This is a genomic window from Pseudomonas sp. LBUM1658 (assembly GCF_059716055.1).
This window is the reverse complement of sequence record NZ_CP166798.1, coordinates 3,985,949-4,001,914: the sequence shown is the minus strand read 5'-3', so window position 1 is coordinate 4,001,914 and position 15,966 is coordinate 3,985,949. Positions and strand designations below refer to the sequence as shown.

Annotated in this window: 14 protein-coding genes and 2 pseudogenes; 5 read left to right on the top strand and 11 right to left on the bottom strand. The window is 59.6% G+C overall.

The annotated features are described in order from the left end of the window. The first annotated feature begins 191 nt into the window (after positions 1–191). The 4 genes from ACA064_RS18180 (at position 192) to ACA064_RS18165 (ending at position 5,266) form a co-directional block, all read left to right on the top strand. Positions 192–1,028: an L-serine ammonia-lyase gene (locus ACA064_RS18180; RefSeq protein WP_497669371.1), complete on the top strand. Its 837-nt coding sequence runs from the start codon at positions 192–194 to the stop codon at positions 1,026–1,028. A gap of 27 nt (positions 1,029–1,055) precedes the next feature. Beyond that, a complete protein-coding gene (locus tag ACA064_RS18175; protein ID WP_497669370.1) occupies positions 1,056–2,003 on the top strand; it encodes a GlxA family transcriptional regulator in 948 nt (315 codons plus the stop codon). 409 nt (positions 2,004–2,412) lie between these two features. Continuing rightward, positions 2,413–3,624: a creatinase gene (gene creA, locus ACA064_RS18170; RefSeq protein WP_497669369.1), complete on the top strand. Its 1,212-nt coding sequence runs from the start codon at positions 2,413–2,415 to the stop codon at positions 3,622–3,624. Positions 3,625–3,925: 301 nt separating this feature from the next. After that, entirely contained in the window at positions 3,926–5,266 is a 1,341-nt protein-coding gene (locus ACA064_RS18165) for an MFS transporter (protein ID WP_497669368.1), read from the top strand. Between the two features lie 205 nt (positions 5,267–5,471). On the opposite strand, the gene cahR is transcribed toward ACA064_RS18165, so the two are convergent. From cahR to ACA064_RS18140, 5 genes and pseudogenes are all read right to left on the bottom strand, one after another. Then, positions 5,472–6,488, bottom strand: coding sequence for a transcriptional regulator CahA (cahR, locus tag ACA064_RS18160; RefSeq protein ID WP_497674274.1), 1,017 nt, complete (start codon positions 6,486–6,488; stop codon positions 5,472–5,474). A 376-nt stretch (positions 6,489–6,864) separates the two neighbouring features. After that, the gene (locus tag ACA064_RS18155) at positions 6,865–7,104 is read right to left on the bottom strand and encodes a pyocin S6 family toxin immunity protein (RefSeq protein WP_497669367.1); all 240 of its coding nucleotides are present in this window, start codon (positions 7,102–7,104) and stop codon (positions 6,865–6,867) included. 69 nt (positions 7,105–7,173) lie between these two features. Continuing rightward, positions 7,174–7,269, bottom strand: a complete 96-nt coding sequence (locus tag ACA064_RS18150) for a transposase domain-containing protein (protein ID WP_497674273.1) — start codon at positions 7,267–7,269, stop codon at positions 7,174–7,176. A gap of 85 nt (positions 7,270–7,354) precedes the next feature. Next, complete coding sequence (locus tag ACA064_RS18145; protein WP_497669366.1) at positions 7,355–7,579, bottom strand: DUF7683 domain-containing protein; 225 nt, start codon at positions 7,577–7,579, stop codon at positions 7,355–7,357. Continuing rightward, positions 7,576–8,307: pseudogene (locus ACA064_RS18140) on the bottom strand (colicin E3/pyocin S6 family cytotoxin); the annotation flags it as partial. The gene ACA064_RS18145 and the pseudogene ACA064_RS18140, both read right to left, overlap by 4 nt. A 98-nt stretch (positions 8,308–8,405) precedes the next feature. Between ACA064_RS18140 and ACA064_RS18135 the strand changes: the two are divergent. After that, positions 8,406–9,002 (top strand): annotated as a pseudogene (locus tag ACA064_RS18135) (transposase); the annotation flags it as partial. A 560-nt stretch (positions 9,003–9,562) separates the two neighbouring features. Here ACA064_RS18135 and ACA064_RS18130 read toward each other — a convergent pair. The 6 genes from ACA064_RS18130 to ACA064_RS18105 all read right to left on the bottom strand — a co-directional run bounded on the left by ACA064_RS18130 (position 9,563) and on the right by ACA064_RS18105 (position 15,960). Then, the gene (locus ACA064_RS18130; protein WP_497669365.1) at positions 9,563–10,834 is read right to left on the bottom strand and encodes an OprD family porin; all 1,272 of its coding nucleotides are present in this window, start codon (positions 10,832–10,834) and stop codon (positions 9,563–9,565) included. Positions 10,835–10,904: 70 nt separating this feature from the next. Beyond that, positions 10,905–12,110, bottom strand: coding sequence for a 3-(3-hydroxy-phenyl)propionate transporter MhpT (mhpT, locus tag ACA064_RS18125; protein WP_497669364.1), 1,206 nt, complete (start codon positions 12,108–12,110; stop codon positions 10,905–10,907). A gap of 149 nt (positions 12,111–12,259) precedes the next feature. Then, complete coding sequence (dmpG, locus tag ACA064_RS18120) at positions 12,260–13,279, bottom strand: 4-hydroxy-2-oxovalerate aldolase (RefSeq protein ID WP_497669363.1); 1,020 nt, start codon at positions 13,277–13,279, stop codon at positions 12,260–12,262. A 10-nt stretch (positions 13,280–13,289) separates the two neighbouring features. After that, entirely contained in the window at positions 13,290–14,225 is a 936-nt protein-coding gene (locus ACA064_RS18115) for an acetaldehyde dehydrogenase (acetylating) (protein WP_497669362.1), read from the bottom strand. A 32-nt stretch (positions 14,226–14,257) separates the two neighbouring features. After that, the gene (gene mhpD, locus ACA064_RS18110; RefSeq protein ID WP_497669361.1) at positions 14,258–15,061 is read right to left on the bottom strand and encodes a 2-keto-4-pentenoate hydratase; all 804 of its coding nucleotides are present in this window, start codon (positions 15,059–15,061) and stop codon (positions 14,258–14,260) included. Positions 15,062–15,075: 14 nt separating this feature from the next. Continuing rightward, positions 15,076–15,960, bottom strand: a complete 885-nt coding sequence (locus ACA064_RS18105) for an alpha/beta fold hydrolase (RefSeq protein WP_497669360.1) — start codon at positions 15,958–15,960, stop codon at positions 15,076–15,078. Positions 15,961–15,966: the final 6 nt, after the last annotated feature.

Genomic DNA, 15,966 nt, shown 5'->3' with positions numbered 1-15,966 from the left:
TTTTGTGTACATCAACAAATTCATCGAAGTCCGGTCCGGGGACGCCGCCGTTTCCTGGTAGATGACGCAATTGGTACAGGCGAACACTTTGGAGTCGATATTTAACACGTCCGGATGATCCCCGGCGCCGACAATCCGGTTAGTTCCTGACTAACCCGAAAGCGTCGCCCGGAGATCAACGATGGCTATCAGTGTTTTTGACTTGTTCAAAATTGGAGTGGGCCCCTCCAGTGCTGGCGAACGAGAGGGTGTGGCGCAGTGAAGAAGAGATCCGCCAGGGCCTGGCCAGGATCTGGCAAGCGATGCGCACCTGTGTGGCCAGCGGGCTCGAGCATGAAGGTGTTTTGCCCGGCGGCTTGAATGTACAGCGGCGTGCGGCGCGCCTGCATCGCAGCTTGCTGGAAATCGGCAAGCCGAATGTGATTGGCTCGACCTTGAGCGCCATGGAATGGGTGAACCTGTTCGCCCTGGCGGTCAATGAAGAAAACGCCGCGGGCGGGCGCATGGTTACCGCGCCCACCAACGGCGCGGCAGGGATTATTCCGGCGGTATTGCAGTACTACATGAAGTTCTGTCCCGAGGCCAAGGACAGCGACGTGGTGGACTATTTCCTCGCCGCGGCGGCCGTGGGCATTTTGTGTAAACGCAATGCCTCGATCTCCGGGGCAGAAGTCGGCTGTCAGGGTGAAGTCGGCTCGGCCTGCGCCATGGCCGCCGCCGGTCTGGCAGAGATCCTCGGCGCCAGCCCCGAGCAGGTGGAAAACGCGGCGGAAATCGGCCTGAAACATAACCTCGGGCTGACCTGCGATCCGGTCGGCGGTCTGGTGCAAGTGCCGTGCATCGAGCGCAACGCCATCGCGGCGGTGAAAGCGATCAATGCCGCGCAAATGGCCTTGCGCGGCGACGGCACCCATTTCATCTCTCTGGACCGAGTAATCCGCACCATGCGTGATACCGGTGCCGACATGCATGACAAATACAAAGAGACCTCCCGTGGCGGGCTGGCCGTCAGCTCCATCGAGTGCTGAGCAACGTGACCAACAGGAGAGCTGGACATGCTGCAATCGACTGAATCCTCCCGGCAACCACTGGCGGCACTGCGTATTGGTTTCTGGTTGACGCACGCCTTCGATTTGTATGCCTTGGCCAATGCGCTGGAGCCCTTGCGTCTGGCTAATCAGGTGGCTGGGCGCAGCGTCTGCCAGTGGCAGATTCTCAGCCTGGAAGGCCAGCAACTGAGCGCCAGTAACGGCATTGCTACCGACACCACACGGCTGGATCAGGCACAACCACTGGATGTGTTGATCCTCTGTGGTGGCGAGAACCTGCACACTCGAACGGATAATCCAGACCTTCGCCAGCAGTTGCAGCACTGGGCCATGCAGCCGATTGGGCTGGGCGCGTTGGGCAAGGCCGGTTGGCTACTGGCGCAGATAGGCGCGCTGGATGGTTACCGCTGCAGCCTGCCGGAACCCGATCCATTGGCGCAGCGGGGCGTATTCAATGATTTGACGCCGGTGGCCGCGCCGTTCTGCGTCGATCGTCAACGGTTGACCTGCGTCGGCCCGCAAGCCGTTCAGGGGTTGATCCATGAACTGCTGGCGCAGACCCATGGTCGCGCGCTGGTGATGCAGATGGAAAAATACGCTGCCCGCCAGGCCCGGCCGCTGCAGCCGATGCACAGCGCCCATCCCAAGCTGCAAGCGGCGCTGGCATTGATGAATGAACATCTGAGCAGGATGCTCGGCATCGACGAACTGGCCGAGGCCATGGGCATTTCCCGCCGGCACCTGGAACGGCTGTTCAAACGCAATCTGGGGTGTTCGCCATCACGGCACTATCTGGACTTGCGCCTGCAACAGGCACGTCAGCTGTTGCAGACCGGCAAACAGCCCATGACGGATATCGCTCACCAGTGCGGATTTGTTTCGCTGCAGCATTTTTTTCGTTGTTATCGCCAGTACTTCGGCGCGCACCCGCGTGAACAACTGAGCACTGCTTAAGATCCAATGAAATCCAGGATGGGAGCGGGCTCGCGATGGCGGCCTGACCGCCGGCCTGGCTTTTGCGGATGTACCCAGATCCAATGTGGGAGCGGGCTTGCTCGCGATGAGGCCCTGACAGTCGACTTATAGGTTGAATGTCAGACCGCTATCGCGGAGCAAGCCCACTCTCACATCTGACCAACTGAGACCTCACCCAATGCCCCCGCCAAGCGGCTTCATCACGCTTGCCGGGGGCATTGGCGTTTCTGTCGGATGGTCCTTGCAGCCAGTCCAGGCAAAGAGCGGATCTGACCAATTACAGGTCGGATACGCACAAAAAAACTCACTTTGCATCTGTTCGAATGATCTTCAGCGGCCCGCCAGAGTGGCGCCACCTGTTGCTCAATCACTGACAAGGATAAATGACATGCAAATGCCGAAAACCATCCAGATCAAGAACGGCGAAAAAGTGACACCTACGTTCTCGGCTCAGGAATATGCTAATCGCCAAGCCAAATTACGGGCGTACCTGGCGCAGAACAATATCGACGCGGCAGTCTTCACGTCCTATCACAACATCAACTACTACAGCGATTTTCTGTATTGCTCCTTCGGTCGTCAGTACGCGTTGGTCGTGACCCAGGACAGCGCCGTGACCATCAGCGCCAACATCGATGGCGGTCAGCCTTGGCGCCGCACCATGGGCACTGAAAACATCGTTTACACCGACTGGCAGCGTGACAACTATTTCGTCGCGATCCAACAAGCCTTGCCCAAGGCCGGGCGTATTGGCATTGAGTTCGACCATCTGAATTTGCTCAACCGCGACAAGCTTGCCAGTCGTTATCCGCAGGCCGAACTGGTGGACATCGGCGCACCCTGCATGCGTATGCGCATGATCAAGTCCGCCGAAGAACACGCGATCATTCGTCATGGCGCCCGGGTGGCTGACATCGGTGGTGCTGCCATCGTGGAAGCCTTGCGTGATCAGGTTCCGGAATATGAAGTGGCCCTGCACGCCACCCAGGCGATGGTGCGCGAAATTGCCCGTACCTTCCCGGACTCAGAACTGATGGACACCTGGACCTGGTTCCAGTCGGGCATCAACACCGACGGTGCCCACAACCCGGTGACCAGCCGCAAGGTCAACAAGGGCGACATCCTTAGCCTCAATTGCTTCCCGATGATCGCCGGCTACTACACCGCGCTGGAACGCACCTTGTTCCTCGACCACTGTTCCGACGAGCACCTGCGGCTGTGGGAAGTTAACGTCAAAGTGCACGAGGCCGGGCTGAAGCTGATCAAGCCGGGCATGCGCTGCTGCGACATCGCCCTGCAACTGAACGAGATCTTCCTCGAGCACGATCTGCTGCAGTACCGCACCTTCGGTTACGGTCACTCCTTCGGCACGCTGAGCCATTACTACGGTCGTGAAGCCGGCCTGGAACTGCGCGAAGACATCGACACCGTACTGGAGCCGGGCATGGTGGTTTCCATTGAACCGATGATCATGCTGCCTGAAGGCCTTCCGGGTGCTGGCGGTTATCGTGAACACGACATCCTGATTGTCAACGAACAAGGCGGGGAAAACATCACCAAATTCCCGTATGGCCCGGAACACAACATCATCAAAAAGTAAGCCCGCACGCCGCACAGTGAACCTGTGCGGCGTTTCTCTTTGGTGAGTGGCAAAGATGTAGAAAAAACCGTTCCGGCGGCTGAGTTCAACCGATAAAAAAACCAACGCATGCGTGCCGAGAACGCGCAGCATCTACTGACCCTTAACCCTGCCAAGTAAAACAATAGAGGGTATTTGTCATGTCACACATCTCGACTCCGGCCACTGGTCCGCAGCAGTCTCACCTCACTCCTGCTTCCGGCAGCGATAAAGCATTGTTTCCTCATCCTGATAACAGCACCTCTACCTTAGGAGGTGCCCAATGAGCACCCAAAGCGCAAGTCTGACCCCGACCCTGGAACAGCAGCTTGAACAGACGTCCGAGCGCAAGGCGTTGCGCCGTGCCGCCAGTGCCAGTTTCATGGGCAACTTCGTCGAGTGGTTCGACTATGCGGCCTACGGTTATCTGGCAACGGTTATCGCGCTGACGTTTTTTCCACAGACCGACAAGGCGACCGGCCTGCTGGCGACCTTCGCGGTGTTCGCGCTGTCGTTTATCGTCCGTCCGCTGGGTGGTCTGGTCTGGGGGCATTTCGGTGACAAATACGGGCGGCGCAGCGCGTTGTCCTTGTCGATTCTGATCATGTCGATATCGACTTTCTGCATCGGCATTTTGCCGACTTACAATCATATTGGCCTGTGGGCGCCGGCCTTGTTGTTGCTGATCCGCTTGTTCCAGGGCTTTTCCGCTTCCGGCGAATATGCCGGAGCATCGGCTTTCCTGGCCGAGTATGCGCCTGAGGGTAAACGCGGTTTGTACACCAGCATCGTCCCGGCGAGTACGGCTGCAGGGTTGCTGTTCGGCGCGGTGTTCGTCGCCGGCCTTCATTCATGGATGAGCGTCGAGGATCTGCATAGTTGGGGTTGGCGCTTGCCCTTTCTGCTGGCGGCACCCTTCGGTCTGGTCGGGCGCTATATCCGCATGAGTTTGCAAGACACGCCCAAGTTCCTGGAGATGGAAAAACGCCTCGAAGCCAAGGAATGCGCGAGCCACGCTCCAGTTCGCGAATTGCTGACCGTACACCGGCGCAGCGTGATGATCGGGATCGGCGTGACCTGCCTGAATGCAGTGGCGTTCTACCTGTTGCTCAGCTACATGCCGACCTACCTGTCCACCGAAATGGGCATGAGCGAGAGCGATTCGTTCCTGGCTTCGACGGTGTCGCTGGCGACCTATATCGGGCTGATTTTTCTGATGGGCAAGCTGTCGGACCGGTTCGGCCGCAAGACCATGTTGCTGACCGCGTCGGTACTGTTCCTGGCGCTGACATTGCCGCTGTTCGGCATGTTGGAGAATCAGCCGCTGATCGTGATTCTGATGATCCAGATTGCCTTCGGCGCGATCCTGGCGATGAACGACGGCACCTTGCCGTGCTTCCTCGCCGAGATATTCCCGACCCGCGTACGCTTCAGTGGCTTTGCCTTCAGCTTCAATATCGCCAATGCGGTGTTCGGCGGCACCGCGCCGTTTATCGCGACCTGGCTGATTCAACTGACCGGCAACAAAATGGCTCCAGCCTGGTATCTGCTGGCGGCAGCTGCGGTGGCGTTGATTGCCATGCTGGCGAGCCGGGAAACCGCGCATAAAGCCTTGCAGGACTGAACAACTGTAGGAGCACGGCTTGCCTGCGATGACGATCTCACTGACGCCATCGCGAGCAAGCTCGGCTCCCACATTTGATCTGTATGAACACAGATTGCGTGTCCACTGAAGATCCACTGTGGGAGCGAGCTTGCTCGCGATGAGGCCATTTCAGCCGGCATCAATGTTGAATGTCAGTCCGCCATCCTGAGCAAGCTCCTACACATTAATGCACGGCAGCCACTTGTTTGCGTTCACCGATGGGCGATACACCGAAGAAGCGGCTGTAGCATTTGGAGAAATGCGCAGGTGAAACAAAGCCGCAGGCGAGGGCGATATCGCGTACCTGCGACTCGCTGCGCAGCAGCAATTGCCGCGCCCGCGAAAGGCGCAATTCCAGGTAGTACTGACTCGGCGTGCGTTGCAGGTGTTTGTGAAACAAGCGTTCCAGTTGCCGCACCGACACTTCGTTCAACCGCGCAAGTTCCTCAAGGCCCACCGGCTCCTCGAGATTGGCTTCCATGATCGCCACCATCTGACTGAGCTTGGGCTGGGACGTGCCCAGTTTTTGCCGCAATGGCACACGCTGTTGCTCCTGCCCGCCACGTACCCGATCACACAGTAGCAACTCGGCCGCATGGGCCGCGATGTCCCGACCACCTGGTTCGCGGGCAATCAATTGCAGCGTCATGTCCATGGATGCCACGCCACCGGAGCAGGTATAGCGATCCCGATCCAGCTCGAACAACTGGTTGGAAATGATGATCCCTGGAAAACGCTCCTTCAATGCTTCGATGTCTTCCCAGTGAATCGTGCAGCGATAACCCTTGAGCAAATCAGCGCGAGCCAACAAGTGGCTACCGGTGCAAATCCCGCCCAGTGTCACCCGATCATGGGCCAGCTTACGTAGCCAATTGAGTAACGGTCGGCTGCTGTGATTGGAGACGATCGGGTTTGATCCGACAACGAACAAAATATCCAGTTTTGGTGCATCGGCGATGGAGTAGTCGGGCAGGATGCGCATGCCGTTGCTGGCCGTGACCGGCTCCATGTTGGCGGCGATGATAACCGTGCGGAACATCGGTTGGCGCGCCGCCATATTGGCCATGCGCAAGGTTTCCACGGCAGAGGCGAAGCCGATAGTGGTGAAGTTTGGTATGACCAGAAAACCCACGACTTTCACTGGCCGATGTTCATTAGCCGAACGTCCCGCAGCGGGGTTCGCCGCCTGGAGTTTCGCCATCATTACCGCTCCTCGACTGCATAAGTGACGCGCCCTCGGCAAGCTGCCGAGATGGGCAACATCATCTCGTTTTTATGATTGTTAACCCTGCTTTCGGGTTACTGGATATTACACCGAGTGTCCAATCAATAGGCATATCGAGACGAGCTCGCACGCAAAATGTGCTGAGCCTTTCCCGTCAACCCCTGATGTAACCCAGATCCAATACGGGAGCGGACTTGCCCGCGAAATCCTCACCTTGAGGAAGTCCCATAATCACATGTTTCATGGCTCTATTTTCCTTGTTGGATCTGCTGGTTTGTTTTGCTCGCCCAGTGCCTGGCATTCGGTGTGCGTGGCGCCTAATGCCCTTCGGGCAGGTCGAGGCATGCCGAATCTATGAGTGGCTACCAATGAACAGCGTCAGCCCTTCTATCGCAGACGCACCAAGCACTCCAACGATAAGCTTTGCTTGCTCTGCCGTTAGCTCTGACTCGCCACCTAAACCATCCTCAAGAGAAGACCAGCCCATTATTTCTAATACCGATGGCTCTAAGTCCTTCTGTATGACTTGTTTGTATTGCAATGAGTCATCTTCATCCGGCTCTGGAAAAAAGCCAGTTATGCGTAAGTACATGATTGGTTTCTCAATGTAAGCGGCCAGCCATCACACCTTGCTGAGCGGTTCCCGGTTATGTGGCAGTAGCTAGGCAATCGCGCTTATCTTCTGTGTCGGCAACCTTTCCAGCACGTCCTTCAAATACTCATACGGATCATGCCCGCCAGAATTGTAGTCGCAGATATAGCAGCGACCGGTGAGCTTGCCTGGAACAGGTGACGGACGATGTACTTATGCTCCAGGTTCAGGCAGGTCGAGGTATGACAAGTCAGGCGTTACACGTAAGAAAAAGCTCCAAATCCTTGGGCAGCTCCAGCGAGCAAAGCTGTTCTATAGCGCTAATTTGCTCCGCAGTAAGCCGATAGTCGTACACACAATCTTCATCCTTTACCCAGCCCATTATCGGCTTCAAATCTGCGACAGAAACCGGAATTTCCTTTTCAAAGGAAGCGAAATCCTCACCTTGAGGAACTCCCATAATCACATGTTTCATGGCTCTACTTTCCTTGTTGGATCTGCAGGTTTGTTTTGATTGCCAGTTTCGTGGTCGAACTCGCCGAGGTGCTTGCCGCGCTTGTTGTATTTCTCAACCGCACCATGCTGAAAATCCCAATCGTAAATCGTGCCGTCCCTGCTCTTTCACCGTGGACGTAAACCACCTCCGCCTTGAACTGACGTTTTCGACTTGGCCCATTTGGCATCTGAAAATGCGGGCAAGAAGTCAGGTTTAGGATGATAGCCAGATCCCGGCGCGCTTAATACGATGTACAGCGGTTTGATGCCCGAGTCAGCCGGGAAAACGAGGATGTAATCAGGTGGATAGATCGGGTTGACGATGACGTTATCCGCTTGCTCGGTCGGCGGATAAATTCAGATTTGTGGGGCTTGTGGTGCGCTTTCTAATGGGGGAATCCCTGAGGTACTGGACGGGTCAACCGCTGGTGTCCAGATCAAGGTTACCCCGTCACCGAAATCGGCCACTTGCTGAGGGCCTTGTGCCTTGAACTGCACGACTGGAATCATTTCCCAATCGCTGCGTTTCTGCGTGTTGTACCCGTAGCCCTTCAAGGTGCCGTCGGCTTGTTGCTCGACCTGCAACCGAACACGGGTACGGCCTTCCTTGAGCGACTGAAGCTGTTCATCGGTGTACAGGCTGCTGTCACCAAGACTCGACGGCCAGAGCAAGGCCACCAAGCCCATCAAGGCACCCGTGGCCACAGCCGGCGTGACCAAACGCGTACCATTCGTAGCGCCGATGGATACCGTACCCGTGGCCACCTCTGCAATAGCCGCTGTTCTACCTAATAGCAGTGTTCCGAGTGAACGGCGGACGCTGCTGGCGGCGAATCGAGTTGAGCCTGCAAACGCCCACCGAGTCGGGCGACTCCACGCTCTTGTTCTGGAGCAACTTGCCCGAGACCATCACGGCTCAACAGATCGCTGACTTATACCGTCGTCGCTGGAGTATCGAGGGGATGTTCCAGCGCCTGGAATCGGTACTGGAGAGTGAAATCGAAAGCCTTGGCAACCCCAGGGCCGCCTTGCTGGGCTTCGCTTCGGCGGTGCTGGCCTACAACGTTTTGTCGGTCCTTAAGCGCAGCGTCGAACAGGCTCATCGTGAAACCCAGCCAGAGGGTTGGGAAGCCTCGACCTACCACCTGGCGGTGCAAGTGCGCAGTGGTTATGAGGGCATGCAGATTGCCTTGCCGTCAGAACACATGCCCGTCAACACACTGCCAGAAGGGCTTGCTCAGCGCTTGTTGGCGCTGGCCAGAAATATCCAGCCCAGACAGGTCGCTAAAAGCAAACGCGGCCCCAAAGTGGATAAACCCAAGGAATGGCTGGAGGGCAAGGCTGCGCGCGCTCATGTGTCGACGGACCGGGTGCTCAAGGCGGCAAAAACGGAAAGACCTTGAAAGGGCTGGCTCTTACAGCGAGTCCCTTTTTCAAACACAAACGCCAAAAAGGAACCAAAAGGCTTTGCCCCTCCTTTCGGTGCCTCGCCTAGGCTCGGCATGCCGTAACGAAGGCATTGCTCCGGGGGCCCGCCGCGATCGGCCATCCATGGCCGGGCGCGGCTAGCTCGGCATCCATGCCGAGGTGCCCCCTGCGCAATACCTGCGTTCGGCCTCTGGGAAAGGGGCGGCAGATCTGAAGCCGAAGCAAAGCAACGGCAACGGCAAGATCAAAAGATCGCAGCCTGCGGCAGCTCCTACAGGGGATTGGTGTACACCCGCTTCTCACCACTCAACAGGCCGAGCGTTAGCTCGCCTGCAGCTTTTGATCTTGATGCACCGCCCCCTCGAGCGAGGGCACCCTGAGCCTAGGCGAAGGGCCGAACGAAAGGGGCAAGAGCCCTTTGGTTACTTTGGGGCTCTTCCAAAGTGACCCGCCGTAAGGGCGGAACCATTGGTGGCCGTCACCGCAGAAACGGATATGTACACGATCAAACTACCCGTTCAACGGAAAGCCGCCCTCACCATAACTTCCACGTGTAATCGACATTCACCCGCAGTTCATTGTCATCCCGATGGCTGGCCCGGGCGCTGAAATCGTTGCGGTACCAGGCGTTGCGCGCCCGCAGGGCCAGGCCTTTAAGGGTGCCGCCCTGCAGCACGTAGGACAGCTCGATATCCTTTTCGCTCTCCGTCAGGTTGGAGCCTCCCAGCTTGGCCAGTTCGATATTGTCGCCACTCACGTAGCGCAGCATGCCATTGAGTCCCGGCACGCCCAGGCCGGCAAAATTGTAGTCATAGCGCACCTGCCAACTGCGCTCCTTGGGGTTCAGAAACTCGGAGCTCATAGTGCCTTCGGTGATCACCAGCGGCTCGGTGCCGAACAGATACGGCATGGCTGTCTTGCCGCTCAGTTGCATGTAGCCGGCACCGAACTTGTGGGACCCCAGGGCATACGTCAGCATCAGCGCCGCGTTGCGGTTGTCCACCGGACCGGCCTTGGCCGCGCCGTCCTCGCCAGTGACGAACAGGCGGAAATCGCTTTTCAGGCTGCCGGGGCCCAGCGGGCGATTGTCGACAAAGCCGTAGTAGTCCTTGCGGTACAGGTCGGCGAGTTCTGCGTGGTAGTACTTGAGGGTCAGTTGTGGAGACCAGGCATAGTCGCCGCCGACGAAGAGGAAGCGATCTGACTCGGCTGCGCCATTGAAGCGCCCGTTGGGCGAGCCCACCGACATTTTCTGGTAGTCGGTGGAGTCGCGCAGGTTGATGCGATCCAGCCAGCCGACGTGCAGGGTCAGGCGCTCGAGTTCCTGGGACTTGAGGTACGCGCCGCGGAAGGTCTGTGGCAGCAGGCGGGTAGGGCTGGCGAAGGCGATCGGCAGGAAAGTGCTGATGGTGCCCAGTTGCAGCTCGCTTTTCGACGCCCTGACTTTGGCCGTCAGGCCCAGCTCCGAATACTCATCGGCTGGCTCCCGGGTGGTGGGGTTGTACGGTAACAGGCCGGTACCCGTGTGAGCGCGGGAGGAATCCAGACGCACACCCAGCAGGCCTTGGGCGTCCAGGCCGAACCCCACCGGCCCTTCGGTATAGCCTGAGCGCAGGTTGAGGATGAAACCCTGGGCCCACTCGCGGGCGGCGGCCTGGGGCGTTGCGTTCAGGTAATTGCGATCGAAGTAATAGTTGCGCATCACCAGATCGGCGTGGCTGTCATCGATAAAACCGCCGGCGCAAACCTGGCCAATGGATAAAACGCAGGTGCAGGCGCTGAGCGCCCGAAGAGAAGTCTTGAGCATGCCAGTGTTCACTTTTATTGTTGTTGGGGTGAGCCCGCGCCGTTCCGGCGCGGGGTATTGCGGGTGGGTGTCAGTCAGACTGAGAACCGTTGCGCCGCACCGACAGGTAAAACATGGCCACCGCAGCGATGACGATTCCCGGCGCCGAGACCAGCATCACTCCTGCGGTGCCGGTGCCCAGGGCGAGCATCTTGCCGGCCACCAGGGGGCCGCTCATGGCACCCAGTCTGCCGATGGCCACCGCGCTGCCTACACCCGTGGCGCGCACAGAGGGGCGATAGAAATGCGGCGCCAGGGCGTACAGCACGCACTGCCCACCGGTGGCGAAAAAGCCGGCGACGAAGCCAGCCACCAGCATGCTTTCCAGACGGCTGGCCAGACCCAGGGCAGTCAGCGAGGCGAGGATGCCTAAATAGATCAGTGCTGACAGTGCCCAAGCGGGCAGGCGGTCCATCACCCAGCCCAGCATCAGGGTACCGACCGCTGCGCCAATCTGTAGGGCGAGCATTACCCAGCTGGCCTGGCGGCCACTGAAACCCTGGCCGATCAGCAAGCTGGGCAGCCAGTTGATCAGGATGTAGATCACCATGAGGGTAAAGAAATAGCTGACCCAGATCAGTGCGGTCGGCAGGGCCGCGCCCTCGCGGAACAGGCCCTGGACCACGCCGATGGGTGCCACGTCCTGGGCGCTGCGAAACTGCAGCGACTCCGGCAGGTAGAACCCCAGCAAAGGCACGATCAACAGCGGCACCAGGCCGCCGACGTAGAACACCACCTGCCAGCCACCGGCCAACTCGGCGATGCCGATGCTTGCTGCCAGTGCGGCTCCCAGCGGCACGCCGCAATACATCAGGCTCACTGCTGTACCACGCAGGCGCGGGCCGGCCACTTCACTGGTCAGGGCAATCAGGTTGGGCAGGGCTGCGCCAAGTCCTACACCGGTCAGGCAACGGGCGACGAGCAGGCTGTTGAAATCCCAGGCCAGGGCGGTGACAAGGGAGAACAGCCCGAACAGCGCCACCGACGCCATCAGCACGCGTTTGCGACCTATGCGGTCGGCCAGCCAGCCGCCCACGAACGCGCCAGGCAGCAGGCCGAAAATCCCGGCACTGAACACCCAGCTCATGTGCAATTTATCCAGGTCGAAAGCCGCCGCCATGCCTTGGGCAGAGATCCCGGAGGCCTGCAGGTCAAGGCCTTCCATCAGGGCCACGAGGAAACACAGACCGATGGTCCGCGTCAGGTGCAGCGGTGTTGTCAGGGTGAGCGAAGTCATGGGTAGTACCCGTTTTATTGTTGTGATGTCAGTCAAGGTGCGAAACCCGTGGGAGCGAGCTTGCTCGCGATTGCGGTGGGTCAGTCAGCGGTGATGTTGAATGCCATGACCTCATCGCGAGCAAGCTCGCTCCCACAGGTTGTGTGGTGCTAACGCTTGAGCAGGTCCAGCGCGACGTCGACGATCATGTCTTCCTGACCGCCAACCATGCGCCGTTTGCCCAGTTCGACGAGAATGTCCAGAGTCTTGAGGCCGTACTTGGCAGCGGCGACTTCGGCGTGGCGCAGGAAGCTCGAATAGACCCCGGCGTAACCCAGCGCCAGGGTCTCGCGATCGACTCGCACCGGACGGTCCTGTAGCGGACGGACGATGTCGTCGGCGGCGTCCATCAGCGTGTAGAGGTCGGTACCGTGGTTCCAGCCCAGGCGTTCGGCGGCGGCGATAAACACTTCCAGCGGCGCGTTGCCAGCACCGGCGCCCATGCCCGCGAGGCTGGCGTCGATGCGGTCGCAACCTTCTTCGACGGCGGTAATGGAGTTGGCCACGCCCAGGCTCAGGTTGTGGTGAGCGTGCATGCCGGTTTCGGTTTCTGGCTTGAGCACGGCCTTGAATGCGCGGAAGCGCTCACGCACATCCTGCATGTTCATCGCGCCGCCGGAGTCGGCCATGTAGACGCAGGTGGCGCCGTAGCTTTCCATCAGTTTGGCCTGAGCGGCCAGCTGCTCGGCCGGAATCATATGGCTCATCATCAGGAAACCGACGGTGTCCATGCCCAGCTCGCGGGCGTACTCGATGTGCTGTTTCGAGACGTCCGCTTCGGTGCAATGGGTGGCGATGCGCACCACCCGGGCACCGGCGTTGTAGGCCGCTTTCAGGTCATGCACCGTGCCGATGCCGGGCAACAACAGGGTGGTGATCTTGGCGTGACTGATGACATCGGCCGCCGCTTCGATCCACTCAAGGTCAGTGTGCGAGGCGAAGCCATAGTTGAAGCTCGAGCCTTGCAGGCCATCGCCGTGAGCGACTTCGATCGAGTCGACTTTCGCCTTGTCCAGGGCGCGGGCAATGTCCTGCACATTCTGGATCGAATACTGGTGACGGACGGCATGGCTGCCGTCGCGCAGGGTCACGTCGGAGATGTAGAGTTTTTTGCCGGGGTTAAAAGTCATGTCGGTCTCCTCAGGCGTTCAGCATCGACTGCGCCATGCGCTCGGCGGTGGCCAAGGCAGCGGAGGTCATGATGTCGAGGTTGCCGGCGTAGGCCGGCAGGTAATGGGCGGCACCTTCGACTTCGAGGAACACCGAAGTCTTGAGGCCGGAGAATTGGCCCAGGCCGGGGATGTTCAGCGGGGCGTCTTCAGGGATGACGTCGAACTGGACTTTTTGCTTCAGGCGATAGCCCGGCACATAGGCCTGCACGGCGGCAGCCATCTCGACGATGGAGGCCTCGACCAGCGCCTGGTCAGCCGCTTCGGATAACACAAACACCGTGTCGCGCATCATCAGCGGCGGCTCGGCCGGGTTCATCACGATGATCGCCTTGCCTTTGGCTGCGCCCCCGATCACTTCGATGGCTTTGGAGGTGGTCTCGGTGAACTCGTCGATGTTGGCGCGAGTGCCGGGACCGGCCGATTTGCTGGCGATCGAGGCGACGATTTCCGCGTAGTGCACCTTGGCCACGCGCGACACGGCTGCGACCATCGGGATGGTCGCCTGGCCACCGCAGGTGACCATGTTGACGTTGAGCTGGTCGAGGTTCTGCTCCAGATTGACCACCGGCACGCAGTACGGACCGATGGCCGCGGGGGTCAGGTCGATCAGGCGGATGCCGGGTTTGATCGAGCGCAGGAACGCATCGTTCTTGACGTGGGCGCCAGCCGAGGTGGCGTCGAAGACGAAGTCGATGTCCTTGAACACGTCCATGCGGGTCAGGCCTTCAACCCCTTCGTGGGTGATAGCCACGCCCATGCGCTGGGCGCGAGCCAAGCCATCGGAGGCCGGGTCGATGCCGACCATGACCGCCATTTCCAGGTGTTTGGCGTTGCGCAGGATCTTGATCATCAGGTCGGTGCCGATGTTGCCGGAACCGACGATGGCGACTTTGAGCTTGTTCATTGTTATTGCCTCTTTTGCACGCAAGTCGCCGATCACTCGGCGCTACTCTCTACGAAGTCCACACCGACACGACCGATACCTTCGATCTCGGCCTCGAAACGATCACCGGCGGCTACCGGCACCATCGGCCCGAGTGCCCCGGTAAGAATGATGTCGCCCGCCCGCAGCGGATCGCCCAGGCGGGCCATGGTGCAAGCCAGCCAGACGGCCGCATTGAGTGGATGGCCGAGGCATTCGGCGCCACTGCCGCTGGAGACCTCTTCGCCATTGCGGGTCATGCGCATGCTGGCCTGGCGCAGGTCGAGCCCATCGATACGGCGAGCCGGGCCACCCAATACAAAGCAGCCACTGGAGGCGTTGTCCGCCACGGTATCGACGAAGCGGATGTTCCAGCCCTGCACCCGACTGCCAACGATTTCCAGTGCCGGGACGACCCAGCCGGTGGCCGCCATGACGTCGGCAAACGTGCTGTCGGCGCTGGGCAGATCGCGTTCGAGGATCAAGGCGATTTCGGCCTCGATCTTCGGTTGCAGCACGCGAGTGATGGGCACGCTTTCGTTGTCGCCGTAGCACATGTCGGCGAACAGCGTGCCGAAGTCCGGCTGGTCCACGCCCAACTGCGCCTGGACCTTGGGATTGGTCAGGCCGATCTTGCGCCCGACCAAGCGGCGTCCGTTGGCCACGCCGTGGGCGACGTTGAGCCGCTGGATGGTGTAAGCGGCCTCGGCGTTGTCTTCGCCGATCCGCTCGCGCAGTGGTGCGATGGCCTCGCTGTGGGCTTCGGCATGGCGCAGGTCAGCGGCTAGCTGTACCAGAGTGTCTTGAGTAAGGGTCATGTCGGCCTCTGTAATCAGTGGGTCAGGAAGTCCAGCACCATGCGGTTGAAAGTCTCGGCATGTTCCCACTGAGCCCAGTGGCCGCAGCGATTGAATACATGCAGTTGCGCATGGGGCAGGCCGGCCAGCAGGCGCAGGCCGGTGTCCATGGGCACGAAGCGATCTTCGCGGCCCCAGACGATTAGCGTCTGGGCGGTGATTTCGTGCAGGCGGTGGCTGAAATCCGGGAATTGCTTGGGATTGAGGGCACTGCTCTTGACGAAGTTTTCCAGGTGATCGCGGCGCGCAAGAATGTTGTCCAGGCGGGTCTGGAACAATTCGTCGGTCATGCTGCTGGCGTCGAAGACAAAGACGTTCATCATCTTCTTCAGATTTTCAATGGTCGGTTCGCGGTACAGCGCGCCGATCAGTTTGATGCCTTCGGTGGGTTGCGGCACGAAGGCGCTTGGGCCACCGGTGCCGCCGCCCATCAGGATCAGTTTGCCGATTCGCTCGGGGTTTGCCAGGGCGAAGGCGACGGTACTGTGGCCGCCCATGGAGTTGCCGATGATGTGTACCCGGCCCAGGTCCAGCACATCGAGCAGCCCCTTGAGCGCTCGTGCGTTGAGGTCCGAACGCGAGCCGTCGCAAACTATCGGGTCGCTTTTACTCCAGCCCGGGCAGTCCATCAGGATCACTCGGTAACCGGCGGCCACCAAAGGTTCGATGTTGCGATTGAAGTTGGCCCAGCCGCTGGCGCCAGGTCCGGAGCCGTGAAGCATGACCACGGTTTCGGCGGCCTGGTGTTCAGGGCTTGGGCCGACATCGTTGTAATGCAGTTGCAGGCTCAGGTCGCCTTCCTTGATGTGTGCAAAGCGGCTAGTGGAGGCTTCGGTGAATGCGGGTTCAGTGGCAGTCATGGCAGT

Excerpts from the sequence above, each read along its gene's own strand:
- ACA064_RS18175 (WP_497669370.1), top strand. The coding sequence starts at position 1,056 with ATGCTGCAATCGACTGAATCCTCCCGGCAACCACTGGCGGCACTGCGT.
- creA (WP_497669369.1), top strand. The coding sequence starts at position 2,413 with ATGCAAATGCCGAAAACCATCCAGATCAAGAACGGCGAAAAAGTGACA.
- ACA064_RS18165 (WP_497669368.1), top strand. The coding sequence starts at position 3,926 with ATGAGCACCCAAAGCGCAAGTCTGACCCCGACCCTGGAACAGCAGCTT.
- cahR (WP_497674274.1), bottom strand. The coding sequence starts at position 6,488 with ATGGCGAAACTCCAGGCGGCGAACCCCGCTGCGGGACGTTCGGCTAAT.
- ACA064_RS18155 (WP_497669367.1), bottom strand. The coding sequence starts at position 7,104 with ATGTACTTACGCATAACTGGCTTTTTTCCAGAGCCGGATGAAGATGAC.
- ACA064_RS18145 (WP_497669366.1), bottom strand. The coding sequence starts at position 7,579 with ATGAAACATGTGATTATGGGAGTTCCTCAAGGTGAGGATTTCGCTTCC.
- ACA064_RS18130 (WP_497669365.1), bottom strand. The coding sequence starts at position 10,834 with ATGCTCAAGACTTCTCTTCGGGCGCTCAGCGCCTGCACCTGCGTTTTA.
- mhpT (WP_497669364.1), bottom strand. The coding sequence starts at position 12,110 with ATGACTTCGCTCACCCTGACAACACCGCTGCACCTGACGCGGACCATC.
- dmpG (WP_497669363.1), bottom strand. The coding sequence starts at position 13,279 with ATGACTTTTAACCCCGGCAAAAAACTCTACATCTCCGACGTGACCCTG.
- ACA064_RS18115 (WP_497669362.1), bottom strand. The coding sequence starts at position 14,225 with ATGAACAAGCTCAAAGTCGCCATCGTCGGTTCCGGCAACATCGGCACC.
- mhpD (WP_497669361.1), bottom strand. The coding sequence starts at position 15,061 with ATGACCCTTACTCAAGACACTCTGGTACAGCTAGCCGCTGACCTGCGC.
- ACA064_RS18105 (WP_497669360.1), bottom strand. The coding sequence starts at position 15,960 with ATGACTGCCACTGAACCCGCATTCACCGAAGCCTCCACTAGCCGCTTT.